Raw genomic sequence first — 25,856 nt, 5'->3', positions numbered from 1 at the left:
GCACAGAGCTTAATGGATAGTATGATAATGCAAAATTGCGCTCAGGGCATTGGGGAATTGAAGACTATATGCAGTATTGGGGAAAATTATTCGGATTGATATTTGGGATTGCATCTGGTGCGGGTTTTTGGGGGATAGTGATTGGCTTAGTGCTTGGTCACATCCTTGACAAAATCAGGATGCAAAAATTGGGGAAAACAACGAAAGGCCCAACCCGACAGGCGCTGTTTTTCCGCAGTACTTTTCAAGTATTGGGGCATTTAACCAAAGCAAAAGGCCGGGTAACAGAAACGGATATCCGGCTTGCCACCCAATTGATGAACCGAATGCAACTGCATGGTGAGGCACGGCTTTCCGCGCAGCAGGCGTTTCGTGAAGGCAAACAGTCTCAATTTCCTTTGCGTGAAACAATGCGACAATTACGCCGTGCTTGCTTCGGCCGTTCTGATCTGATCCGCATGTTTCTGGAAATTCAGCTACAAGCAGCATTTGCTGATGGCGAACTGCACCCCAATGAAAGAAAGGTTCTGTTTGTCATTGCCGAAGAGTTAGGTATTTCCCGTATTCAATTTGAACAATTCCTTGCCATGATGGAAAGCGGCCGCCATTTCAATGGACAGTACCAGCAATATGGCTCCCATCAGGGTCATGGGCAGAAGCGTGCGACATTGGAAGATGCTTGTAAAGTCTTGGGCGTCAACAAAGAGGATGATGCGACCACCATTAAGCGGGCTTATCGAAAACTGATGAGTGAGCACCATCCCGATAAACTGGTGGCAAAAGGTTTACCACCAGAAATGATGGAATTGGCGAAACAAAAGACGCAGTCCATCCAGTCGGCTTACGATTTGATTAAAAAGGAGCGGGGCTTTAAATAGCGCTCGTTAAAATTCGGCTTTACACTCAAAATGCATGGGTGTGCCATAAGCCGGATGAGTAATAAACAGTTCCTGAGCATGTAATTGCAGGCGAGGTGCCATTTCCTTTGCCTGCATATGAGCATAGAACTTATCTCCCAGAATGGGATGACCAAGTGCCAGCATATGCACGCGAAGCTGATGAGAACGCCCTGTGATAGGGGCGAGCCTGACCCGTGTAGCCTGGGACTCATATTCCAGTACCTGATACTCAGTCTGTGCGGATTTGCCCGTATCAAAACAGACTTTTTGTTTTGGGCGATTCGGCCAGTCGCAGATTAAGGGCAGATCCACCAAGCCTTTTTCCTGCTCGAGCTTTCCCCATACCCGCGCGAGATAGATTTTTTTCGGTTCACGTTCACGGAACTGGCGTTTCAACTCACGCTCGGCGGCTTTAGTCAGCGCCACAACCATGATACCGCTGGTAGCCATATCCAATCGATGGACGGATTCGGCGGTAGGAAATTCAGCCTGTATCCGCGTCATGATACTGTCCTTGTGCTCTTCTGCTTTACCCGGCACAGAAAGCAATCCACTGGGTTTGTTGACAACCATAATGTGCTCATCCTGATATAGCACATATAACCAAGGATCTGTCGGGGGATGATAAGACTCCAGCATAGTGGCTCCTATGGGTCGGAAAAAATGGGATACCCAGGGGGCATCTTGCGGAAAGCGCCCCTGAGTTTACCGGATGACAGGTTATTGCTGTCTGTTCATTGATGCCTGTTTATTGGTGGCTGTTTATTGGTGGCTGTTTATTGATGAGAAATAACCACCAAACGAATCGCATCCAGACGCCAGTTGGCCTGATCAAGATTGAGCAGCAGATGCTTATGCTCGGCGCTAATCGCTTCCAGTTCATCATCACGGATATTCGGGTTAACCGCTTTCAGGGCTTCCAGACGTGACAATTCAGCCGACAGCGTTTCATCCGCTTCTTTTTTTGCTTTTTCAATCAACGCACGCGCTTGCGCTTCAATCAGCGGCTCAGATTGTTGCAAAATAGCATGAACCTCTTTCTGTACAGCGTTAACCAGCTTGCTGGCATTATGGCGGTTGATAGCGTTTAGCTGGCGGTTGAAACTTTCAAATTCCACCTGAGGAGCCAGATTGGTGCCTTTCAGATCCAACAACAGGCGCACTGGCGTTGGTGGCAAGAAACGGGTCAATTGCAGGTGCTTCGGTGCCTGAGCTTCAACAACGTAAATCAACTCAACCAACAGCGTCCCGACTGGCAGTGCTTTGTTTTTCAGGATGGAAACAGCACAGCTTCCGGTATCCCCCGACAGAATTAAATCCAGGCCATTGCGAATGATGGGGTGTTCCCAGCTCAGGAACTGAGTATCTTCGCGGGAGAGGGCTTTTTCACGGTCAAACGTAATCGAGCAGCCATCTTGTGGTAACCCAGGGAAATCAGGTACCAGCATATGATCGGATGGATGCAGAGCAATAATATTGTCGCAGCGATCTTCCTGATTAATGCCAATAATATCGAACAGATTCAGGGCAAAATTCACCAAATCGGTATCGTTATCTTGTGCCGCAATCTTTTCCGCCAGCTTCTGGCCTTGCTCGCCACCGTTGGAGTTCATCTCCAGCAGACGGTCACGTCCTTGTTCCAATTGCTGCTTAAGCTTGTCATGATGCCCGCGACATTCAGCAATAAACTCACTGAAACCCGTTTGTTCATTAGGTTTGGCAAGGAAATTAAGCAGGGTTTCATAATACTGGTCATAGATAGAGCGGCCGGTTGGACAAGTATGCTCAAAAGCATCCAGCCCTTCGTGATACCAGCACAGGAGAATGGATTGCGCCGTGTTTTCCAGATAAGGCACACTGATTTTGATATTACGGTTTTGACCGATACGATCCAGACGACCGATACGTTGTTCCAGCAGATCAGGGTTGAATGGCAAATCAAACATGACAAGCTGGTTGGCAAACTGGAAGTTACGTCCTTCTGAGCCAATTTCAGAGCAGAGCAGCACTTGGGCGCCTTCTTCCGCAGATGCAAAGTAAGCGGCGGCGCGATCCCGCTCCAGCAAGGACAAACCTTCGTGGAACACGGCACTGCGGATGCCTTCGCGTTCACGCAAAATTTGCTCCAGTTGCAGCGCAGTTTCTGCTTTGGCACAGATCACCAGCACTTTCTCATCGCGGTTTGCCATCAAGAAACCCATCAGCCATTCTACGCGGGGATCGAAATTCCACCATGTGGCATTTTCCCCTTCGAATTCCTGATAGATCCGCTCAGGATAGAGCATATCTTTGGCGCGGGACTCCACCGTCTTTTTGGCCCCCATGATTTCAGAAACCTTGATTGCCGTCTGATATTGGGTCGGCAATGGTAACTTGATCTCGTGCAATTCACGATGCGGGAAACCTTTCACACCACCACGGGTGTTACGGAAAAGCAGGCGGCTGGTGCCGTGACGATCCATCAGCAGGGTGATCAGTTCGCGCCGCGCATCTTCGCTCTCTCCATCCTGATTGCTGTTTGCGGCTTTCAGCAGAGGCTCAATATCCTGTTCGCTGATCAGTTCGACGATAGCATTTTGCTGGTCATTATTCAGCGTTTTACCAGACAACAGCAACGTCACGGTATCCGCGACAGGGCGGTATTTCTGTTGTTCATCAATGAAAGCCTGATAATCGTGGAAACGATTTGAATCCAGCAGGCGCAGGCGGGCAAAGTGACTTTCTTGCCCTAACTGCTCTGGTGTCGCGGTTAACAATAAGACAGACGGGATCTGTTCTGCCAATTGTTCGATAACTTGATATTCGCGGCTTGGGGATTTTTCGCTCCATGCCAGATGGTGTGCTTCATCCACTACCATCAAATCCCAACTTGCCTCCAGAAGAAGTTCAAAACGTTGCTTATTGCGGCGAACAAAATCCAGAGAACAGATAATCAACTGTTCAGTTTCGAATGGATTATCGCTGTCATGCTGAGCTTCGCTATATCGGCCATCATCAAACAGCGAAAAACGCAGGTTGAAACGGCGCAGCATTTCTACCAGCCATTGGTGCTGCAAACTTTCCGGCACAATGATTAATACACGTTCAACCCGCCCGGCCATTAATTGCTGATGGATAATCATCCCGGCTTCAATGGTCTTACCTAATCCGACTTCATCCGCCAGTAATACCCGAGGCGCGTGTCGCTTGCCCACTTCATTGGCAATGTGTAATTGGTGAGGGATCAAGCTGGCACGAATACCACGCAGCCCGCTTTCTGCCAGACGGAATTGTTCGCTTTGGTGCTTACGGGCGCGAAAACGCAAAGCGAAGCGATCCATGCGGTCAATTTGGCCTGCAAACAGGCGATCTTGTGGCTTGTTAAACGTCAGCTTGCTATCCAGAAAAACTTCCCGCAAGCAGGTATTTTCTTCTTCCGTATCCAGACGCGTACCAACATAGATCAGCAGGCCATTATCTTGTTGGACATCATTAATCTTGAGCTTCCAGCCTTCGTGACTGGTCACGGTATCGTCCACATTAAACATAACACGGGTGATGGGGGAGTCATTGCGTGCGTAAAGGCGGTTTTCTCCGCTGGCAGGGAAGAGTAACGTTACCATGCGCGCATCAAGCGCCACGACTGTTCCTAATCCAAGTTCGCTTTCTGTATCGCTTATCCAGCGTTGACCAAGAGTAAATGGCATAAAATTTGGCTCAGTTTTCTGTTAGACAATATTATTTATGGTTGCAGGATGGCTGCTTTTGTTGGATATCGATCGTTATTGGTTATCGATAGGGATAGTTTTCAATTGCACTTTACAACGCCTGTTTTTTGATAAAAGGGATCACAAAAGTACAATGGCCCATTAGAGGGGCGATATGTTAATTGAAGCCGAGCAAGCCGTCACCTGCAAAAATAACCATTATTCGAAAGAGATGCTCATTTGCCCTGTCAGCAGAGGCATAAAATCATCTTGAATAAAGGGCAAGATAGCGTCAGCAATCGGCTTCAATTGCTTATTGATATAGTGTTCATAATCGGGGGCAGAGGTTTGGTTCTCTAATGGCTCAGGGCCAGCTTGAGTGATGACATAGTTGATCCAGCCCCCATTTTGGTACTGTAGTGGACGATTATGCAATTGATTATACTCATCAGCCAAACGCGCTGCCCGAACGTGGGGAGGGATATTGCGCTGATAATCAGACAACTTACGGCGTAACCGCTTACGATAAACCAGACGATCATCACATTCACCTGCCAGCGTCTTGGCAAGATATTCACGAATATAATTTTGATGGGATTTTTGCTGAAAAATCAGAGTATACAGTTCCTTCTGGAATATTTGTGCCAGCGGTGTCCAGTCAGTCCTTACTGTTTCCAATCCTTTGAAAATCACCTTATCACCGCTTAATCCGGCATAACGTTTTTTGCTACCTTGCTCTGCCCCGCGTACCGTTGGCATCAGGAAACGCCGATAATGTGTCTCAAATTCCAGCTCCAACGTACTTTCAAGATTGAATTCGGTTTTGAGATGGTTTTGCCACCATTGGTTGACAAATTGTGCCAAATAATGCCCGATTTGGCAGGCTTCATCCTCTGAATGGGGGCATTTTAGCCAGACAAACGTGGAATCCGTATCGCCATAAATCACCTGATAGCCTTGTGATTCGATTAGCTCACGGGTTTGGTGCATGATTTCGTGGCCGCGCATCGTAATTGATGAAGTCAGGCGAGGATCAAAAAAATGGCAGCCAGAAGCACCGAGCACGCCATAAAAGGCATTCATAATAATTTTCAGGGCTTGAGAAAGGGACGCATTCTGTTGCTGTTTGGCCTTGTCGCGCGCCTGCCAGATTTGGGTGACGATATCCGGCAGGCAATGTTGTGTCCGGGAAAAAAATGCCTGCCGAAAGCCGGGGACAGCGTGTTCATTGTCAGGGTTGGCAAGGCCTTCAACCATCCCGACCGGATCAATCAAAAACGTGCGAATAATCGAAGGATAAAGGCTCTTGTAATCCAGCACCAACACCGAATCGTATAATCCCGGAAACGAATCCATCACAAAACCGCCGGGGCTGTTATCATCGGAATACGTTGGCTGGACGGGCGCAACATAGCCAATACGGTGCATTTTAGGCAGATAAAGGTGCGTGAACGCCGCGACCGATCCGCCGCTGCGATCTACTGCTAATCCTGTTACTGTGGCGCGTTCCAATAAGAAGGCCATCAAATCTGCTTTCTCAAAGATACGATTAACCAGAATACAATCCTGTAAATTATAGTGGGCGAGGGCAGGTTTATCTTGCTGAAAGCGGCGGTTGATCTCATCCATGCGATCATAAGGATTATCGACGGCTTTTCCTTCCCCCAGAAGTTGTTGTGCCACATATTCAAGGCTGAAAGAAGGAAAATTCCAGGTTGCGGTTTTCAGTGCATCAATGCCGTCAATAATCAAACGGCCTTCTGCTGAGGCGAAAAAGTGCCCTGGCTTGAAACCGTGTTCTCGCCATTCGAGCAAAGTCTGATTGCGGCCGAATTTTAACGGCACGTTGTAGCGTTCAGCATGTTGCTGTAACACCCTCAAATCAAACTGCACCAGATTCCAGCCAATAATGGCATCAGGATCATAATGTGCCAGCCATTCGTTGAGTTTTTCCAGCATCATCGGACGACTGGCTACATATTCCAGCTTGAAATCAAGATCCAGTTGGTTACCCGTTGCTGGCCCTAACATAAAGACAATTTTCTCGCCGCATCCCGCCAAACCAATGGAATACAACTCACCATGCTGGCTGGTTTCGATATCCAGTGACACCCATTTCAAATTTGGCCGATAGGTGGGGTTGGGTTTCATCTGGTAACTACCGTCGGGTTTCTGGCTGAACCAGACCGGAGCAGTGATAAAGCGCTCCATCATAAACCTGTCGGGTGGACGGATATCGGCTTCGTAGAGGGGAATATTCTGTTCCCTGAAAATTTTCTCCAGATGTTGCAATTGGCGGTAATGCAGACAATACAGCGCCGCAACAGGCTGACGATTGAAATCTTTCAATGGCAATGCGGTTAATTCACAATGCCGCTCTTGTGTGAGTAAAGGTTTTACTTTATGCAGATCACGTTGGGGAACAAAGGCAACTGCTTTTTGGTGAGGAATAGTCACGCGGCGTGCACCCGATTCTGTCGCCAGCCAATACACCAGCTCGATACCCAATGAGGTATCTTTCCAGTGGCGGGTCAGGATAAAACCCTGTTCAACGTGATTTATCTGCATAATCTTTCTCTTATGAGAAACCAACCCTATTTAGTGTTATCGGGATCATTTCAATCATAGCATTGACTATGGTTATTTATACAGTATTTTGTGTTGGATTGCTTTTCATAGTTATGATGATTTATAATTTTATTAATTAATAACGCAATAAAAACATTATTTATACCCCTCACCTTTCAAGTTGGATTGGTAGATAATAATTTGATTTTTACCAGAGAAATATTAACTATTTCAAATTATCAGAGAGATTTATTATTTTTCAGTAAGTAAGTCACTTTTGTTGTTATTATTAATTGGCTAATATTCTATCGATTTTTTTACTGAGAAAATGAAACATTAATTGAATCTGGTAAATATTGATGAATAATCCCAATAAATTGACTCAAACAGATATCAAAGCCTTACTGTTATTTACTGCTTTTACTCTGCTGTATTTGTTGCCGGGCGTTTATGGACATACCCCTTGGAAACAAGATGAAAATTACAGTTTTGGTATTATTCATACCATGTATGAAACAGGGAATTGGTTGGTCACCATGAATGCCGGGCAACCTTTTATGGAAAAGCCCCCCTTGTATTATTGGACAGCGACTTCATTTATTCATTTGTTATCCCATTGGCTTCCGATGCACGATGCAGCCAGAACCGCCTCTTTATTCTTTTCAGTGATCAATTTTTCCTTTTTTATTCTGTTGGCGCGTCGCGTATTTGATGTCAAAAACTTCACCGACAGTCGAATATGGATAGCTTTTGCTTTGTATGCCAGTGCTCCCGGATTAGTTCGCCACAGCCATGATATGTTTACTGATACCGCATTAATAACAGGAACAACTATCGGATTATATGGTTTACTGGGATTAATCAAAAACGAAAAAACAGGCTATTCCTGTTTATGGTTGATCATCGGTACGGCTGTAACACTCTTATCAAAAGGGGTCTTTATTCCGGGATTATTATGGATTTGCCTGGTTTTGGCACCCGTTTTCCTTAAACATTGCCGAACCAAACAATATTGGCTAAGGGCTTTATTGTCGGGTATTATTGCGTTGGTTTTAATCCTGCCGTGGCCTGTCATGTTACTTATTGAACATCCTGATTTATTTAAAATCTGGATTTGGGATAACAATATTGGTCGCTTTTTAGGTTTTTCTGTTGAAGATCTGGGCGCAAGGGGGAATCTGACTATGATCCCTGAGGCGGTGCTGTTGTTTGCCCTGCCATCAGGAATATTGGCTTTTCTCTTTATATTGACAAATCCAATTAAAATTCTGTCGGATAAACATTATTTCTTGTGTGCTGCCTTTGTTATCTTAGGGGTTGTTCTATTGCAAATGTCGGCTTCTGGCCGTGCATTATATTTACTGCCCTTTATTGCCCCTATGGCGATCCTGGCAACAGGAACATTCATTAAAATACCGCAAATAATCTATAAATATTTAACCCTATTTTCTTCCCTATTTTGGTCTGTCCTGATTGTATTTTTATGGGCTTGTTATTTTTTGTCCCTTTCCACTGATTATAAACATTGGTTAACCCCATTTAGCCGCTGGTTGCCAATGGATTATCAAATGCATTTTTCGGGATTTATCGTTGTTGCCGCTGCCTTGATCACTGCGGTATGGATAGCTAAACGTTGGTTTCTCTCTCAATCACCCGCCTTGCGTGCTGCCCAAAATTGGGTTTTGGGTATTGCCACCGTTTGGGGATTAGTCTTCACGCTATTTGTTGGCTGGATTGATTACACCAAGGGATATAAAGAGGCGTTTCTTGATTTAAAACAGAAGTTGACTGGAGTGTATAAAGATAATGACTGTATGGCGTCGTATTATATTGGGGAATCTGAAGCGCCAATGCTTTATTACTTTGCCCGTATTTTGCATCAACAGCAGCGTCAATTTGAAGCGTCTGAAAAATGTGATTGGCTGATTGTATTATCCGAAGAAATAGCACCCGCTCCCGAAGGGATGGCGCTATTTTGGCATGGGCATAGACCAACTCGAGATAAAGAGAATTTAGTTGTTTATAAGAAAGTGGCGTTGGATGATATAAAGGACAATGGGTAATTTATATTAGATTAACGCGATGCTCGACTTTAACATCCTATAACGTTGGCTTGTTGAAGCCAGTCGCGTTGACTTTTACCTTGTTTAAAATTGGCAAAAATACCCAATGTGTGAGAAAGCAGTTTTCTGGCAATTCGATTACTCAAATGCCACAAATCCCGTGCCCAGCACTTCTCGATAGCAAATTGCCCGGCAAGTTGACCAATGACGGTTTCAATTAAACGGCGTTTGGCGTTAATGACCCTTCTCGTTTTTCTGGGGATGGGATCATCCCTATTGGCACGCACTGGGGTAATCATTTCAATACCCTCTTCCTTCATTTCCTGTTTAAATTCAACGCCTAAATACCCTTTATCACCCAGCAAATAGCCTTTTATCGAACCGATCACATCCCAGGTTGCTTCACGCTCACTGACATTGGCGGGCGTCAGCGTAAACCCGGTTACCACGCCGATTTCGTCTATCATGAGATGTCCTTTGAAGCCGTAGTCAGTTTCGTTTTTGGCGGCACAGTACCCATAATCGGCTTGTCCTTTGAAGTTGGCACTGCCTTTTGCTCTTTTGAATCCACAGACGGGCAGCGGAAATCCGTCGGTAATATGTACCGGCCTGTCGGGCGCGCCCAATAACCTCGCCAGCTTTTCTTGCAGTTGTTGTTTAACAACCCAAAGATTCGAAATCTGTTTAGCGAAATTGGCGCGTGAACCCAGTCCCGGAAACCACTCGCGCCCGTGGTCACGAAAGTACGTCCAAATGCCTTTATCTGTTGAAAAGCCTAAAAATTCACCCACCACTTCCATCGTGATGGCTTCCGTATCGCTCAGCTTAGGTGGATATCCCCGGCTTCTGAATCGCATACCTTGCTGTAACGCCGTTAGATTTTCATCTACCCAACAAAACACCCAAATGATAAAATCTTGCTGTGACATAGCCTTTTGTTCCTTTATTTCTCTATTTTTGACGACTTAAAGTTATAAAGGAGCGGCTATGTCATTTCAACTCATCATAAAAGTCGAGCATCGCGTTAATTTAAGTTGATGTCCATATAAATAATTTAAATGTCTTTTATATTACCATCTTCTAATTTCACGATTCTATTTGCTATTCCAAAATAAGAGTCATCATGAGTAATAACAATAACAGTTTTTCCACGAGCTTTTAATTCAGGTAATAATTCAGTATAAAACACTTTTTTAAATACCGGATCTTGATCTGCTGCCCACTCATCAAAAATATAAACGGGGCGATCTTCCAGATAAGCTGAAACTAAAGCCAATCTTTTACGCTGACCCGTAGATAAATTGATGGTAGAAAATTTTCCATCGACGATTTTTACTTTATGGCCCATTTCTAATTTATGAATATAGTGATTGGCTTGATCAGTAATTTGTGAATCTACAGTGAGCAGTTCTTGGAATAAGTGAAAATCAGAAAAAACCGCAGAGAAGAAACGCCGATAATAATCATTATTAGTCGCATTCATTTCCACGCCATTTAATAAAATAGCGCCTGAATCACACTGAAATAAACCCACCAGTAACATCGCCAACGTAGTTTTACCACTGCCATTACCGCCTATTATAAAAATAATCTCTTCACGATGTATTTTCAGGTTTAGTGGCCCAAGTATAAACTGGCTATCTTCTGTATCGCTTGAGTAATGATGAACAACATCCTGTAATTCAATTAATACTTTATTCTCTTTTACTTCTAAGAAAGGGTCAGGTATATCAGAATATACAGATTGAGATTCCTGCAAATCCTTATCTAATTGTTGCATTCTTTTCAGTGATATTTCTGCCATGCGTAAGTCAGGTATATCTCCCATAACTTCACTAATAGGGCCAACTAAAAAGAGCATAACCAAGACCACCGTGACAAGAACACTTGGTTCAGACGGGTACCAAATAGGCACTACAAAAACCATAAAACCAATTATCACGTAAAACATAGCATCTGTTGAATTTACTAGCCATGCCCATCTGGCATGACCCATTATAAATATTTTTCTTATATTTTCAGCACCATGCATAATAACTTGATTAACAAATAATTTACCACGATTAGCATTTAGCTGAAGTTCTTTATTTCCATTTATAAGACTTTGAAAATTAAGATAGATTATATCAACCTGTTCTCTAACCTTACCCAGCATTTGAGAAGGTTTTTTCTCTAAAATGTTAAATCCATACATCAATATGGCGAAACACACACTTAGGATTAAAAATAGCACCCAAGAGACCCAAGCCAAATAACTAAGGCAGGCCACAATAAGAATGATATTACCAAGTAGTACTGGCGCAACCCTACATGACTCCGAAAATACATCAACATCTTTTGTTAAAACAGCTAACAAACCATGACGCCCAAGTTCTTGCTGTTTTTTAAATGGCGTTCGCAATAGTTTATTACTGAGACTGATACGCAGTGATAATATTGCCGATTGAGTCAAATGTAGCAACGCAATTTCCGCAGTAGATTTACTAAAAAAATAGACTAAACATAATATAAAAAATATATATGAAACAGAGTAATCAGGAGATTCAATTGCTTTGCTAACCAGACTAACTAGTGAGGCCGCAGCACCTCCAGCTACTAATGCACTTACCATAGAAAAACACAATAATTTCCAGGAGTGAGCACAAAGATACCTAATTAAATTCATAACAATCCATTCTCATTATTAGCGTGCTATTAATATAAAGCTTCAATTTATTTCTGGTTATATTTCATGCTACATATAAACGTAACTTAAAGCCAGGGCGAGGGCACGAACGTTTTTTGAACTTAAATTGCATATGATATAATCCAATTGAGAGATAAAAACAATCAATTTGACTTATTTATGTATTAAATAGCCCTTTATTTAACGCGATGCTCGACTTTAACATCCTATAACGTTGGCTTGTTGAAGCCAGTCGCGTTGACTTTTACCTTGTTTAAAATTGGCAAAAATACCCAATGTGTGAGAAAGAAGTTTTCTGGCAATTCGATTACTCAAATGCCACAGATCCCGTGCCCAGCACTTCTCGATAGCAAATTGCCCGGCAAGTTGACCAATGACGGTTTCAATTAAACGGCGTTTGGCGTTAATGACCCTTCTCGTTTTTCTGGGGATGGGATCATCCCTATTGGCACGCACTGGGGTAATCATTTCAATCCCCTCTGCCTTCATTTCCTGTTTAAATTCAACGCCTAAATACCCTTTATCACCCAGCAAACAGCCTTTTATCGAACCGATCACATCCCAGATTGCTTCACGCTCACTGACATTGGCGGGCGTCAGCGTAAACCCGGTTACCACGCCGATTTCGTCTATCATGAGATGTCCTTTGAAGCCGTAGTCAGTTTCGTTTTTGGCGGCACAGTACCCATAATCGGCTTGTCCTTTGAAGTTGGCACTGCCTTTTGCTCTTTTGAATCCACAGACGGGCAGCGGAAATCCGTCGATAATATGTACTGGCCTGTCGGGCGCGCCCAATAACCTCGCCAGCTTTTCTTGCAGTTGTTGTTTAACAACCCAAAGATTCGAAATCTGTTTAGCGAAATTGGCGCGTGAACCCAGTCCCGGAAACCACTCGCGCCAGTGGTCACGAAAGTACGTCCAAATGCCTTTATCCGTTGAAAAGCCTAAAAATTCGCCCACCACTTCCATCGTGATGGCTTCCGCATCGCTCAGCTTAGGTGGATATCCCCGGCTTCTGAACCGTGTGCCTTGCTGTAACTGCGTTAAATTGTCATCTACCCAACAAAACACCCAAATGATAAAATCTTGCTGTGACATAGCCTTTTGTTCCTTTATTCCTCTATTTTTGACGACTTAAAGTTATAAAGGAACGGCTATGTCATTTCAACTCACCATAAAAGTCGAGCATCGCGTTTAGATTACTCTTATTCTTTTGATTAGCGCCCCATTACCGGGGCGTCTTGTGCTTAAAATGTAGGCCATAATTTTATCCCCCAACATCAACCTATCCCCAAAACCACCGCCTCAGCCGCCTCCCCGCTCACCAATTTCTCTGTTGCACCATCATAATGAATTTTTCCATCCACAATCAGCAAAGAGCGTGGGGCGATCTTGGCGGCATCCTCAAGATTATGGGACACCATAAGTAACGTCATTTGTCGTTCACTGCATATTTTATCCAGTAATCCCAGCATCTCATTGCGTAAAGCCGGATCAAGTGCCGAAAAGGGTTCATCCAGCAATAAAATCGGTTGATGGCGGACTAAACAACGAGCCAACGCTGCCCGCTGGCGTTGTCCACCTGAAAGTTGGGCAGGCAGGCGCGATAGACACTCTTCCAGTGACACCTGGGAGGCAATCTGCTGTCGCGTTTTCTTTTGCTCAGCACTTAACCGCAAGCCGGGATGCAATCCCAAACCAATATTTTGTGCGATGGTTAAATGGGAAAACAGATTATTTTCCTGAAACAGCATCGAAACCGGCCGCCTGGAAGGTGGGGTATGCGTATGGTTTTCGCCATCCAGCCAAATATCGCCTTGTGCTGGAAACTGAAAACCCGCTATTAAACTTAACAAGGTACTTTTACCAGCGCCGCTTGGGCCGAGGATCGCAATGCGTTCTCCGGCTTTGACGCTCAGATTAAAATGCATGGCAAAGTGTTCATAAGTATAAATGACATTTTCAAGTTTAATCATGGCGTCGGCTCGGTAAGCGTTCAATCACAGTGAATAAAACAAAACACAGCAGGAGCAACAGAAATGCGGTCACGGCACCATCCTGACTGCGATAGGCCCCAATTTGTTGGGAAAGGTAATAAGGCAAAGTGCGGAAATCTTCATTGCCAAATAAGGCAATCACACCAAAATCGCCAATGGATAAAACACAGGCGAAAGCCAACGCTTGGGCCAATGGTGTTTTTAATGCTTTAAGCTCGATCCAATACAGGCGGTGTATTCCCTGCATATTGAGGGAGCGACATAGAGGGTTATAACGCTGTGCCAGATCGCGCATGGGGTTTTCCAATACTTTTAGCGCGTAGGGGATCGCCATTAATGCGTTGGTCAGGATAACCAGCCCGTAAGGTGATTGAGGTATACCAATGGTTGTGTTTAGCAGGAGAAAAAAGCCTGTGGCAAGAACAATTCCCGGCATGGCAAGGATCAGCAATCCGCTGCTTTCCATTGTCTGCCCCCAGCGAGGGGAATGGCGTAAGCGTAATTCGCGGCTGCTCCATAGCAACATCATGGTGAAAATAACACACAACAATCCTGCACCTACTGCAATAATGATGGACGTCGTAAAGGCTTGCCATAAAGCGGGCTGGCTTAAGACAGCAAAAATATCACGGTTCAGGCCATCCACGATGACCGCCAATAAGGGGGGAAGTAACAGCAATAACGCGATGCCAATCAGTAAACCATCAGATAATTTTTGCAGCCATGGATCCTGTGGATTCCGCCATTGTTGTTGATGCCCATAACCCACGGAAAGTGCGCCCTTAAGTTTTTGGCTAAGAAGCACCAAGCCGAGGCAACAAAAAAGCTGTATCAAGGCAAGCAGGGCAGCATGACCAAGATCGTAGTCGTAACTCAGCGCCTGATAAATGGCAAGTTCAATGGTCGTTGCGGCTGGGCCACCGCCGAGAGCCAGAACCGTAGCGAAACTGGCGAAGCACAGCATAAAAATCAGCGCACCCGTCGGTAAAATTTGACGGCGCAGGTAAGGCCACTCGATAAAACGAAAATGTTGCCATTCACTCATACCAAGCTGGGCGGCAAGTTGGCGCTGCTCAATGGCAATACTCTCCAGAGATTGCAGCAATAGCCGCGTTGCCATTGGCATATTGAAGAAAATATGTGCCAGCAAAATCCCTTGTAGCCCATAAGGTGTAAAACGATATTCAACGCCTATCCATTGGGAAAGGTTAGCCAGCCAGCCGGTCTGACCATAAACCGTGAGGATGCCAAACAGGGCAACTAAAACAGGGAGAACCAATGTCATGGCGCATAAGCGCAGAAAGAGAGTCTTGCCTGGAAAACAACGACGGTACAGTGCCCGAGCCAGAAAAATGGCCGGTGTTACCGATAAAACGGCAGAGAGAAATGCCTGCCAGAAGGTGAACAGAATGACATGCCAGAGATAACTGTCATGCAAAAATGCCTGCCAATGGCTTTCAGGTGCATTGAACCACAGCGCCCCGAACGCCGACAGGGCAACCATCATTAACAGGCCGGCGGCAAGAACCCCCGGCAATAACCAACCCGCGATTAACGGCTGACAGCGCTTTGCCATGTACGTATCCATTTTGTACGGTGTTTTGCCACATCATCTGCGTTGAATTGCAGGGATTTCTCAGGAACAGGAAGTTGTTTGAAAACGTCGGGCAAAGGGATATCAATGACAGGATACATCCATTGGGTTGTTGGAATGGCTTGCTGAAATGCCGGAGAAAGCATGAAATTCAAAAAGTTCTGTGCCAGTTCTGGCTGTTTACTTGAGGCTACCTGAGCGGCCACTTCAATTTGCAAGTAATGTCCTTCCTTGAAGATAGCGGCGGCGTAGTTATCTTTTTTCTCTGACATCATGTGATAGCCAGGAGATGTGGTATAGCTCAACACCATATCACCTTCACCTTTCAGAAACAGGCCATAGGCTTCACTCCAGCCTTTAGTCACAGTGAGTGTCTTTGGCGCCACTTTTTGCCACTCCTGAGCGGCTTTGTCGCCATAGAGTTTTTGTATCCAGAGCAATAGCCCTAAACCCGGCGTGCTGGTGCGTGGGTCTTGGTAAATAATCTTCCAATTCTGGGGATTATTGATTAATTCATCCATACTTTGGGGGGGATGAGGTAGGGTATTTTTGTTGTAAATAAAGGCAAAATAACCGTAATCGTAAGGAATAAACGTCGTGTTGTGCCATGCAATGGGTAATTTCAGTTTTGAGGTATCGACGTGACTTGGTGTGAATAATCCGGTTTGTTGAGCGGCTTGAATCAGGTTGTTATCTAACCCCAGTATAATATCTGCGGGTGTTTTTTTGCCTTCCATTCTCAAACGGTTCAGCAAGGAGACGCCATCTTCCAACGCAACCAGTTTCAGTTCACAGCCACATTCGGTTTCAAAGGCTTTTTTGATGGCAGGCCCGGGTCCCCATTCAGAGGCAAATGAATCATAAGTATAAACTGTCAGGGTAGGTTTTGCCTGGCCTGTCTGAGCAAAAACGCTGGTAGCAATAGACAGCAGGCTGATAGCCATAAAGCGGGGAAATAATTTTGTAAACACTTTGCTCTCCTATAATTGCATATATCAATAGTTAGCAATATTGATAATTCTATACATCAATTACTTAATGTTTGTTATTAGCAGATAGCAAAGGATCTGAGAAGGTGCTAAATGAAAATGACATCTATTATATCAATGAGTAGCGTCTCAAATCCCTACGACGGTACTAACCGGTTCAGGTTCGACGGGTTTGTTCTCAGCAGTACTGTTTTGCGACAGCCGCACCCCGTTGAGATAGCGGTATTGTAGAGACTTCGGCTACGTCTGCAAAGTCTAATCATAGAGGTTTACCGCTTGAGATGAGTGTGAAACAATTAGCTATCTTTTTAAATTTGTTATACCGAGAGGTAGTCTGGTGATCGATGATGATGGCTACCGCCCGAATGTAGGAATTGTAATTTGTAATCGCCAAGGGCAAGTTCTGTGGGCTCGCCGTTATGGGCAGCACTCCTGGCAGTTTCCTCAAGGGGGTATCAATCCAGGGGAATCACCAGAGCAGGCAATGTATCGCGAGTTGTTCGAAGAAGTTGGTTTAAATCGCAAAGATGTACGGGTTCTTGCCTCAACCCGGAGTTGGTTGCGTTACAAATTACCCAAACGTTTGGTGCGTTGGGATACAAAGCCTGTTTGTATTGGGCAAAAGCAACGTTGGTTTTTATTACAGTTATTGTGTAATGAAGCGGATATTAATGTGCAGCGCAGTAAGACACCGGAATTTGATGGTTGGCGTTGGGTCAGTTATTGGTATCCTGTCCGGCAGGTCGTTTCTTTTAAACGCGATGTCTATCGCCGCGTGATGAAAGAATTCTCTTTTATTGTGATGTCAACGCAGGAGCCGGCTTCATTATTCCATTCACCTTATTTACATCGTCGTAGAAAAAGTTAGGTTATTGCTATGCTCATGCGCTTACGGGAAATTGTTGAAAAGGTTGCAATGGCAGCTAATTTATCTGAAGCGCTTGAGTTATTGGTCAATGAAACGTGCCGGGCAATGAACACGGATGTCTGCTCTATTTATTTGGCGGATCATCAGCGGCAATGTTATTACCTGATGGCAACCAAGGGGTTGAGAAAACCCAGGGGGCAAGCAATTAGTCTCGCCTTTGATGAAGGTGTCGTGGGGCAAGTTGGGCGTTTATCCGAATTAATTAATCTCGCTGATGTCCGTGATCATCCCAGTTTTAAATATATTCCCCAGGTAAGAGAAGAAAGTCTGCGGGCTTTTTTAGGTGTACCGATTATTTATCGTCGCCAATTGCAGGGAATACTCGTTGTCCAGCAATATGAGCGACGGTTATTTGATGAAAGTGAAGAATCTTTCATGGTGACACTGGCGATGCAACTTGCTGCTGTTCTCGCTCAGGCGCAAACCAAAGGGGTGTTCGGCCAGTATCGCCAGACCCGCATTAAGGGGCTTGCTATTTCTAATGGCATTGTTCTGGCACAGGGATGGCAAGATCGCTCCCAACCTTTGTTGGAACAAGTGACTGAAGCATTGACGCCGGATTATCAGGCTGAACGCTCCAGGCTGACTTTGGCGCTTGAAGAAGCCACTGCGGAATGCCGTCGTATCAGCAAGCGCTTTACTGCCAGTTCACAGAAAGAAAGCGCCGCCATTTTTGATCTCTATTCCCATTTATTAAATGATCCTCAACTCAAGCGGGATCTGTTTTGTGCCGTTGATAACGGTTTTGTAGCGGAATGGGCGATTAAAACGGTGATTGAAAAATATGCGGAACAGTTTGCCAGCTTGCAAGATCTTTATATGCGCGAGAGGGCATCGGATCTGCGGGCGCTCGGTCAGCGGGTGTTGTTTCATCTGAATGGTTCCTCTACGGGGAGCAGGCAGTGGCCAGCGCGTTTTATACTGGTTGCTGATGAACTCAGTGCTAACTTATTGGCTGAATTGCCACAAGATCAATTGGTGGGTGTGATTGTACGAGATGGCGCGACCCATTCTCACTCTGCAATATTGGTTCGTGCGATGGGAATTCCGGCTATCATGGGCGCGGATATCCAGCCTGAGTTATTACACAATCGGACACTCATCCTGGATGGTTATCGCGCAGAGGTTTTTATTGAACCGGAGCCTCTGGTTGCTAAAGAATACCAACAAATCATCGAGGAGGAACAGGTTCTCAGTAAGCTGGCTGAATGTGAACAGCAAAAGCAAGCACGGCTAAAAAGCGGAGAACGGGTTCTGGTGCAGCTTAACGCGGGCTTGAGTTTGAAACATGAACGGCAGATAGAAGACAATATTGATGGCATTGGGCTGTATCGCACGGAAATTCCTTTTATGTTGCATAGCGGTTTTCCATCAGAAGATGAGCAGAAAAATCGCTATCAAGAGATACTGGAACTTTTTCCTGATAAGCCAGTGGTATTGAGAACACTGGATATTGGCGCTGATAAACAACTTCCTTATATGCCTATCAACGAAGAAAACCCTTGTCTGGGATGGCGGGGCATCCGCATCACGCTGGATCAACCGGAAATATTCCTGATTCAGCTGCGGGCGATGCTAAAAGCCAATGCACAAACGGGCAATTTAAAAATACTGTTGCCGATGGTGACCAGTATTGAAGAGATTGATGAAGCCCGAAAACTGATTGAGAGAGCAAAAATTGAAGTAGAGCAAACGCTGGCTGAAACAATCACAATGCCCCAGGTTGGTATTATGCTTGAAGTTCCCTCAGCCATTTTTTTGCTGCCTCAATTAAAGAAACGGATTGATTTTGTTTCTATTGGCACGAATGATTTAACCCAGTATTTGCTTGCGGTGGATCGCAATAATACCCACGTCGCTTCGCTGTATGATAATTTGCATCCTGCGGTGATTAGAGCCTTGAAATTCGCCTTTGATGAATGCCAGCGTCTTGATCTCCCGATTAGCATATGCGGAGAAATGGCAGGCCTGCCAATGGAGACACTCATATTGCTTGGCTTAGGTTACCGTAGCCTGAGCATGAGTGGTCACAGTATTCCGCGTATTAAGTATTTATTAAGGCATTTGGATGCCAAAGAACTTGAGCATCTTATTGAGTTGATTTTGAGAGCTGAAACCAGCCATGAAGTAAAAGTATTGTCAGCCGAATTTATGGAATCACAAGGTTTGGGAGGCTTGATTCGAGGGGGTATTTAGGGAAGTTATACAAAAAATTGGAGGACTTAATGATGCCTCAGATTCCAGTAGAAACCAATGACCATATATCCTTATGAATTTCTTCAGACGACAAGTTGTTGTTGATACGTGCAGCCACCTTGCAACATACCAACCTAACTGAGTTTGTAGTCTCCACTAATGGGGTTCATCAGAGGCGCCACGACAATCACTTGCGGCCTAATGGTGGGAGCACGTCACTTGCCTGTGTTATTATCTGCGATTATTTGTCTTAAGCTATTCAAGTCATATAATTTACTCGCACAAGATCATTCATTCACACAACATATTTTTAGTGGGGAACGATGAGCACTAGCTATCTGGCATTTCCTAATATTGACCCCGTCATATTTTCAATCGGGCCTGTATCCCTCCACTGGTACGGTTTTATGTATCTGGTTGGCTTTGTTTTTGCCATGTGGCTGGCAAATCGCCGTGCGGCAAAGCCAAACAGTGGCTGGAACAAAACCGAAGTTGAGAACTTACTGTATGCAGGGTTTGTCGGGGTTTTCGTCGGTGGACGCCTCGGTTATGTCCTGTTCTATAATCTTCCAATGTTCCTTGATAACCCGCTTTATCTGTTCAAAGTTTGGGATGGCGGAATGTCTTTCCACGGTGGACTGGTAGGGGTTATCTGCGCCATGTGGTGGTTTGCGCACCGCACCAAACGCCATTTCTTGCAAGTCGCGGATTTCGTTGCGCCATTAGTTCCGTTTGGTTTGGGCATGGGGCGGATCGGTAACTTTATCAATGGAGAATTGTGGGGGCGTGTTACGCTTGATACGCCGTGGGCCATGTTATTCCCAGGCTCCCGCAGTGAAGATATTGCCATCGCCACCGCCAATCCTTCTTTATGGCCTATTCTGGAAAAATATGGTGTCCTGCCCCGCCATCCATCACAGCTCTATGAGATGGTACTTGAAGGCATCGTATTATTTATCATCCTCAACTTATTTATCCGTAAACCGCGCCCGATGGGGAGTGTTTCAGGCTTATTCCTGATTGGTTATGGTGCATTCCGCATAATAGTCGAATTTTTCCGCCAGCCTGACGCCCAACTTGGGCTGTTTGACGGGATAAGTATGGGGCAAATCCTTTCTGTTCCCATGATTCTAGCGGGAATATTTTTGATGATATGGGCGCATAAATGCCCTGGCAATAAAACACGCAATAACAAGGTACAAGAGGCAAAATGAAACAGTATCTGGATTTAATGAAAAAAGTGTTGGAAGAGGGCACAGCAAAAGATGACCGAACGGGGACGGGAACCCTTTCTATTTTTGGTCATCAGATGCGTTTCAATTTGCAAGCAGGTTTTCCGTTGGTAACCACCAAGCGTTGCCATATTCGTTCCATTATCCACGAATTGCTGTGGTTCTTGCATGGCGACACCAATATCAAATACCTGCATGATAATGGCGTATCTATTTGGGATGAATGGGCTGACGAAAATGGCAATTTGGGACCTGTTTATGGTAAACAATGGCGTGCCTGGGGTTGTGCAGATGGCCGTCAGATCGATCAATTAACCCAGGTTATTGAACAGTTGAAAAGTGATCCTGATTCACGTCGGATCATTGTTTCTGCGTGGAACGTTGGGGAACTGGATAAAATGGCCCTGGCGCCATGCCATGCTTTTTTCCAGTTCTACGTGGCAGACGGTAAACTTTCCTGCCAGCTTTACCAGCGTTCTTGTGATGTATTTTTAGGATTGCCATTCAATATCGCCAGCTATGCGTTATTGGTGCATATGATGGCCCAACAATGTGATCTTGAAGTGGGTGATTTTGTCTGGACTGGCGGAGATACTCACCTTTACAGCAACCATTTGGAACAAACCAGACTGCAATTAAGTCGTGAGCCACGTGCGTTACCTAAGTTAGTGATTAAGCGTAAGCCCGACTCATTGTTTGATTATCGATTCGAAGACTTTGAAATTGTGGATTACGATCCGCATCCCGGTATTAAAGCACCGGTTGCCATTTAATTCTCTTTTTCCATCCTCAAATCTGGGGATGGAAACACTTCGCATAAAGAGCTGTGATCCTATACTCTCTTTTGAGAGTTGAAAACCAATCCCATGTCCCTCGGAAACTTTATCCTGCATTTTTTCAGAGATCCAAGACCCGCACCAGAGCGCGAAAGTCGCTTATCCCTTATTTGATATCCTGTTTGCGTCGCTTTGTGCAATGATTGCGGGGGCAGAAAGCTGGCATGATATTCAGGAATATCCCGAAGGCTATGCGGTTACCCTGCATAGAACCCTTGACATTTTTTGATCAATTAGTAGATTGTCTGTTGATAAAATAAACAGCAAGAGAAATTGATATGTTAAATAATGCAGTAATTGATTCATCATTTATGACAGGGCAATTAAGTTTGGACGCAATTATCATCGAAGCATTCAAATATAATAATGGATATATCGTTATTACAAGTAATAGCCCTTTCTATCCCAAAAACTATAAATGGGGTGACCAAAAAAGTGACATTGGGGTTATTGTTCTTAATAACCAAGCAGTAAATATTGTCAAGACTTATACCGCAGTTATCATTGACAGTATGATTTATATTGATCACGATATACCCAAAAAATTGAATATAGAAGATAAACTGATCCCAGCCCACTATTTAGAATCGCTAAATGGTCTGGAATGTCAATCTATAGTAGGTGCAAAAGTTAAATTATCGGTTGATGCTGAAGTCAGGCATAAAATTAGCGCAGCACATAGTATGGCTCACTTTATGTCTTTAGCCTTAAATAAGGTGACTAATAAATATTGGAATAAAGATTATGATAAGGATAGTTTAGAAAATTATAACTTAGATAAAGCAGCAATATTTAAATCATCAATTTCTGAGTTAAAATCCATAGATACATATCGGCTTGGTAAGTCGTTAAAGAAAAAAGGGTTTGATAAAGCATCATTTTTGGAAAGTATTGTTAGCATCAATGAAGAAATAAATTTAATTTTGAAAAACTGGCTGGTAACAGGGAGTGAAATACGGGTTGAATATACATCACAAGATATTGGAAGTTTGAGGTTATGGAAAAGCACGGTAGAAAATCGTCCGGTTGTTATTCCGTGTGGTGGAACCCATATAAAAAATACAGAAGAAATACAGGATATTAAGGTAGAGATAAAGCCAGAAGAAAGTGATGAGTATATTGTAATTACGACATACTGTAAGTTGAGATGATAAAACATGATCAGTTTTGAATTGATATCTATATTTGTTCTATTGGCATTACTCTCTTATTTGACCCCTGGACCTGATTGGGCTGTTATCAGTAAAGGGGTATTTAAGAGCAAGAGAGAAGGAATGATCACTGCATTTGGTGTACAGTCAGGGCTGTTTTTTCATCTTGTGTTAGGATCATTAGGCGCTACAGTTATTCTGGCAACATCGAAAACAGCATTCAATATATTACAAATAATCGGCGCCGTTTATCTTATTTACCTTGGAAGTTCGGGATTAAGGGAGATTTATCGCAATAAAAACCAACAACAGTCAGTGATTGATTCACAAGGAATCATTAAGCAAAAAAGAAATCCTTTTTTAGTCGGGTTATTTGCTAATGTACTTAACCCTAAAGTAGCCATATTTTTTATCAGTATTCTGCCTCAATTTATTAATCCGGAACTACCTCATCTTAGGCAAATTATCATACTTGGGATAATTGATATTGTTATTGGGGCCTTATGGTGGGTTATATTTGTTCATGCGATTCACTATATTCAAAATATATTTTTGAAAGGAAATTCTCAAGTTATTATAGAGTCTATAACTAATATTTTCTTGCTGTTATTTGGAGTTGTTATGTTTGTGGGTACTGTTTTTATTTAATTGACTTATTACCGTAGAATGTTATTTCTGTCCGAATTTATCTATCGCATCATGGGGGGCATCAATATAAGATTAATTGATGCCATTATTATCTTTATATATGAGGTTGGGTAATGAAAGGTAGAAGGCTTTGTGTTGTTCATGATGATTCTTTTTATAAGAAATTAGGTGGCAATAATATTGCCAAAAACTCATTTTATAATGTGGTTTGTTTTTTCAAATATTATAATTTTGATGTATGTGATATGAATAATTACATGTCAAAAGGAAATATTTTAAGTGATATTGATATCTTTCTTACAACCAATGAATTTTCACAGAATAATTTAGAATAACAACCAAATTTATCTATTATATTTTCTTTGTCGGATATTTACTCTCACGCTGAAAATAACATTGTTAACAAAGGTGTTGTTACCAAAAATATAGAGTTTAAACATGGAGAGTATAATTACTTGAATCAACTTGATGGGGAAATTAAAGTAGTTTACGAAGGGGAGGGGTTTCATTTGCATGGTAATTATGTCAGACAATTTATTGATTATGAGGGATGGCAGCCTTTTATAAAATATAACGACTTTGTCATTGGGGTCTTCTTTCTATTTTGCAAGGTGAGAAAATGAGGTTCTTTTAAAGAAAATGATTGGAGATATTATCGATAACGATCAAAAAAATTTTGATTTTCAATCAGGAATGAGTTTTTCTAATAGTATTATTGAATATAGAGAACCAGATACTACCCGTGATTTATCTAAAATTAAAGGTGACCATATTATTTATGTAGATAATGATGAGTTACTTAGAAAAGGATTTTATAGTGATGGGTTACATAGCCCTTCCGTTCTGAGTTTATATACTCGATAAACTTCAAATTGCAATCTGCAATATGAAGTAAAGCCTTATATTTCCATGTGTTACGGGAATATGTAACATGCACCTTGAAGGTGAATTGGTATAGCGCGTTATGATGGTTATAATAGATGGTTGTTACGTACCTGCGCATTAACTAATATTAAACAGGCAAGTCATGATATCCTTGAAGAATCCAGGATCATTAACACACGATTTGTTATTTAATTTCTTCTTTGTTAAGAAATTACCATTTGCAAAATAATATTCAATGCTTTTGTTTGTTTTTATTAAAATTCTGGTTAAATATACCAGAAAAAATAGCATATTCTTAATTTATTTTAAATTGCAGTGGAGAAAGTTTAGGTTAAAAATACAGTAACCCTTTACCAGCCCTATATTGACTAGCGGGAAGAAGATTAAACACATCCTGGTAGGGCTGTTTTTGGGTCATCTCGGTCACGATTTCACTGATCACATCCTCGGAAACAGTACTGTTCACCCCCGCTGGGAACGGGTCCCAAAGAAGATTTTTTGCATGATCACACTGCCACGCAGGCACCATTTCGCCTCGTTGTTGGTCAACGGGATGTCTTTATGACGGAGAAAAACCCATCGCCCCGTTTCATGCTTAAGAATATAAGCACACCTTCCGGCATAGCGGGACGCCGGAACCTGTTCCCTCTTTTTCAGCCAGCTCACCAGACTTTTCCACAGTCTGGACAGGCGGTTGCGCCAGCTGGATTTGTGCGACGAGGGCGTTGAGCTTTTGCCATTCAGCCCGGGACTTTCGCTGATATTGCTCACTTCAGGTGACTTAGCGATAAAGTGTTTTTTCGGCCAGGTTGCCTCGGTGTCTTTCTGGCATCGTTTGTTGGCTGTCCCGTTATCCGGGGTTTTACCCTGACGGATGTGTTCATTCTCTTACTTCTTATTGTGCTGCTTAGGCACTGGAATCAACGTGGCATCAATGAGTTACCCCATTCTGGGAATGAATCCCTGTGCCGAAAGCTGATGCTTCGCCTCTTCAAACAATGCGCGGGTACTTCCTGCCCAATCCGTTTTTCGAAACACCAAATCGTGTGACAGTCTGGAATATTAATGATATCGGTCAGGCGACAAAAACGTGACCAGCTCATTCGATCAAGTAATTGATATTCCCCCTTTTCATCGGAAAGATTATGGAAATGTTTCAGGATAATGATGCGAACCATCACCTCAGTCGGGAATGGCGGGCGTCCCCCTTTGGGAGAAATAATACGTGGTGCGACACGGTCTATGGTGTCAGCCAGTGCCGAGAAATCAACAGACTTATCAAGAACAAGCAGTGGATCACCTCATTCATCGATTTTTCGACGGTGATATTCGGATGCCAGCTTGTCTTTTTTTTAAAGCAGAACGAGGTAGTATCATGACGGTGCTACCTTGCAGAGATGTACTGTGTCTACATTTTACTCAATTTTGTGGCTGTGAAAAGTTTTTGGAGGTTCCCATAAAAATACTGGAATCCTTGTCCGGTGGCTCAGATGTCATT

Annotated in this window: 22 protein-coding genes, 1 pseudogene and 1 riboswitch; of the genes and pseudogenes, 12 read left to right on the top strand and 11 right to left on the bottom strand. The window is 43.6% G+C overall.

Features of this window, described 5'->3' with window-relative positions; all coding sequences use genetic code 11:
• Window positions 1-68: 68 nt before the first annotated feature.
• Complete coding sequence (gene djlA, locus PXH59_RS12210) at window positions 69-878, top strand: co-chaperone DjlA (protein ID WP_285808574.1); 810 nt, start codon at window positions 69-71, stop codon at window positions 876-878.
• Window positions 879-884: 6 nt separating this feature from the next.
• Here the strand turns inward: djlA and rluA are convergent, their stop codons facing one another.
• The 3 genes from rluA to PXH59_RS12195 form a co-directional block, all read right to left on the bottom strand.
• Window positions 885-1,538 (bottom strand): bifunctional tRNA pseudouridine(32) synthase/23S rRNA pseudouridine(746) synthase RluA, encoded by a 654-nt coding sequence (rluA, locus tag PXH59_RS12205; RefSeq protein WP_285808572.1) that lies wholly within the window; start codon window positions 1,536-1,538, stop codon window positions 885-887.
• Window positions 1,539-1,675: 137 nt separating this feature from the next.
• A complete protein-coding gene (gene rapA, locus PXH59_RS12200) occupies window positions 1,676-4,585 on the bottom strand; it encodes an RNA polymerase-associated protein RapA (protein WP_285808570.1) in 2,910 nt (969 codons plus the stop codon).
• Between the two features lie 219 nt (window positions 4,586-4,804).
• Complete coding sequence (locus PXH59_RS12195; protein WP_434223380.1) at window positions 4,805-7,147, bottom strand: DNA polymerase II; 2,343 nt, start codon at window positions 7,145-7,147, stop codon at window positions 4,805-4,807.
• Between the two features lie 365 nt (window positions 7,148-7,512).
• Here PXH59_RS12195 and PXH59_RS12190 point away from each other — a divergent pair, with 365 nt between their 5' ends.
• Window positions 7,513-9,216: an ArnT family glycosyltransferase gene (locus tag PXH59_RS12190; RefSeq protein ID WP_285808565.1), complete on the top strand. Its 1,704-nt coding sequence runs from the start codon at window positions 7,513-7,515 to the stop codon at window positions 9,214-9,216.
• Between the two features lie 29 nt (window positions 9,217-9,245).
• Here PXH59_RS12190 and PXH59_RS12185 read toward each other — a convergent pair whose 3' ends face one another.
• The 6 genes from PXH59_RS12185 to thiB form a co-directional block, all read right to left on the bottom strand.
• Entirely contained in the window at window positions 9,246-10,145 is a 900-nt protein-coding gene (locus PXH59_RS12185; protein WP_285808564.1) for an IS982 family transposase, read from the bottom strand.
• A 125-nt stretch (window positions 10,146-10,270) separates the two neighbouring features.
• On the bottom strand, window positions 10,271-11,881 hold the full coding sequence (locus PXH59_RS12180; protein ID WP_285808563.1) for a cyclic peptide export ABC transporter: 1,611 nt from the start codon (window positions 11,879-11,881) through the stop codon (window positions 10,271-10,273).
• 219 nt (window positions 11,882-12,100) lie between these two features.
• A complete protein-coding gene (locus PXH59_RS12175; protein WP_285808562.1) occupies window positions 12,101-13,000 on the bottom strand; it encodes an IS982 family transposase in 900 nt (299 codons plus the stop codon).
• 182 nt (window positions 13,001-13,182) lie between these two features.
• On the bottom strand, window positions 13,183-13,878 hold the full coding sequence (thiQ, locus tag PXH59_RS12170) for a thiamine ABC transporter ATP-binding protein ThiQ (protein ID WP_285808561.1): 696 nt from the start codon (window positions 13,876-13,878) through the stop codon (window positions 13,183-13,185).
• A complete protein-coding gene (gene thiP, locus PXH59_RS12165; RefSeq protein ID WP_285808560.1) occupies window positions 13,871-15,475 on the bottom strand; it encodes a thiamine/thiamine pyrophosphate ABC transporter permease ThiP in 1,605 nt (534 codons plus the stop codon). The genes thiQ and thiP overlap by 8 nt, the downstream gene beginning before the upstream one ends.
• A complete protein-coding gene (gene thiB, locus PXH59_RS12160; RefSeq protein WP_285811762.1) occupies window positions 15,451-16,437 on the bottom strand; it encodes a thiamine ABC transporter substrate binding subunit in 987 nt (328 codons plus the stop codon). Before thiB ends, thiP begins: the two co-directional genes overlap by 25 nt.
• Before the next feature lie 161 nt (window positions 16,438-16,598).
• Window positions 16,599-16,703, bottom strand: a riboswitch (TPP riboswitch).
• 116 nt (window positions 16,704-16,819) lie between these two features.
• On the opposite strand from thiB, the gene rppH reads away from it, so the two are divergent.
• The 10 genes from rppH (at window position 16,820) to PXH59_RS12115 (ending at window position 24,337) form a co-directional block, all read left to right on the top strand.
• Window positions 16,820-17,350 (top strand): RNA pyrophosphohydrolase, encoded by a 531-nt coding sequence (rppH, locus tag PXH59_RS12155; RefSeq protein ID WP_047766605.1) that lies wholly within the window; start codon window positions 16,820-16,822, stop codon window positions 17,348-17,350.
• A 9-nt stretch (window positions 17,351-17,359) separates the two neighbouring features.
• On the top strand, window positions 17,360-19,606 hold the full coding sequence (ptsP, locus tag PXH59_RS12150; RefSeq protein ID WP_285808557.1) for a phosphoenolpyruvate--protein phosphotransferase: 2,247 nt from the start codon (window positions 17,360-17,362) through the stop codon (window positions 19,604-19,606).
• A gap of 77 nt (window positions 19,607-19,683) precedes the next feature.
• A complete protein-coding gene (locus PXH59_RS20115) occupies window positions 19,684-19,860 on the top strand; it encodes a type II toxin -antitoxin system TacA 1-like antitoxin (protein WP_434223379.1) in 177 nt (58 codons plus the stop codon).
• A gap of 69 nt (window positions 19,861-19,929) precedes the next feature.
• On the top strand, window positions 19,930-20,820 hold the full coding sequence (gene lgt, locus PXH59_RS12145) for a prolipoprotein diacylglyceryl transferase (RefSeq protein ID WP_285808555.1): 891 nt from the start codon (window positions 19,930-19,932) through the stop codon (window positions 20,818-20,820).
• Window positions 20,817-21,611, top strand: coding sequence for a thymidylate synthase (gene thyA / locus PXH59_RS12140; RefSeq protein ID WP_285808554.1), 795 nt, complete (start codon window positions 20,817-20,819; stop codon window positions 21,609-21,611). The genes lgt and thyA overlap by 4 nt, the downstream gene beginning before the upstream one ends.
• Window positions 21,612-21,729: 118 nt before the next feature.
• Window positions 21,730-21,903 carry a transposase family protein gene (locus tag PXH59_RS12135; RefSeq protein WP_434223378.1) on the top strand — a complete coding sequence of 58 codons (174 nt, stop codon included), beginning with the start codon at window positions 21,730-21,732 and terminating at the stop codon, window positions 21,901-21,903.
• 49 nt (window positions 21,904-21,952) lie between these two features.
• Complete coding sequence (locus tag PXH59_RS12130; protein WP_285808553.1) at window positions 21,953-22,825, top strand: alanyl-tRNA editing protein; 873 nt, start codon at window positions 21,953-21,955, stop codon at window positions 22,823-22,825.
• Between the two features lie 6 nt (window positions 22,826-22,831).
• A complete protein-coding gene (locus tag PXH59_RS12125; protein ID WP_285808552.1) occupies window positions 22,832-23,473 on the top strand; it encodes a LysE family translocator in 642 nt (213 codons plus the stop codon).
• 113 nt (window positions 23,474-23,586) lie between these two features.
• Window positions 23,587-23,808, top strand: coding sequence for a hypothetical protein (locus tag PXH59_RS12120; protein WP_053014197.1), 222 nt, complete (start codon window positions 23,587-23,589; stop codon window positions 23,806-23,808).
• A gap of 304 nt (window positions 23,809-24,112) precedes the next feature.
• Window positions 24,113-24,337, top strand: a complete 225-nt coding sequence (locus PXH59_RS12115; RefSeq protein ID WP_285808551.1) for a hypothetical protein — start codon at window positions 24,113-24,115, stop codon at window positions 24,335-24,337.
• Window positions 24,338-24,823: 486 nt separating this feature from the next.
• On the opposite strand, the pseudogene PXH59_RS12110 reads toward PXH59_RS12115, so the two are convergent.
• A pseudogene (locus tag PXH59_RS12110) lies at window positions 24,824-25,129 on the bottom strand (IS66 family transposase); the annotation flags it as partial.
• A 149-nt stretch (window positions 25,130-25,278) separates the two neighbouring features.
• The gene (locus PXH59_RS20110; RefSeq protein WP_491630987.1) at window positions 25,279-25,602 is read right to left on the bottom strand and encodes a transposase; all 324 of its coding nucleotides are present in this window, start codon (window positions 25,600-25,602) and stop codon (window positions 25,279-25,281) included.
• Between the last annotated feature and the right edge of the window lie 254 nt (window positions 25,603-25,856).

The organism is Xenorhabdus bakwenae, assembly GCF_030272115.1.
Taxonomy (GTDB): Bacteria; Pseudomonadota; Gammaproteobacteria; order Enterobacterales; family Enterobacteriaceae; genus Xenorhabdus; species Xenorhabdus bakwenae.
Note: the sequence above shows the minus strand (reverse complement) of the source record. Positions and strands in the feature narration are given on the sequence as shown.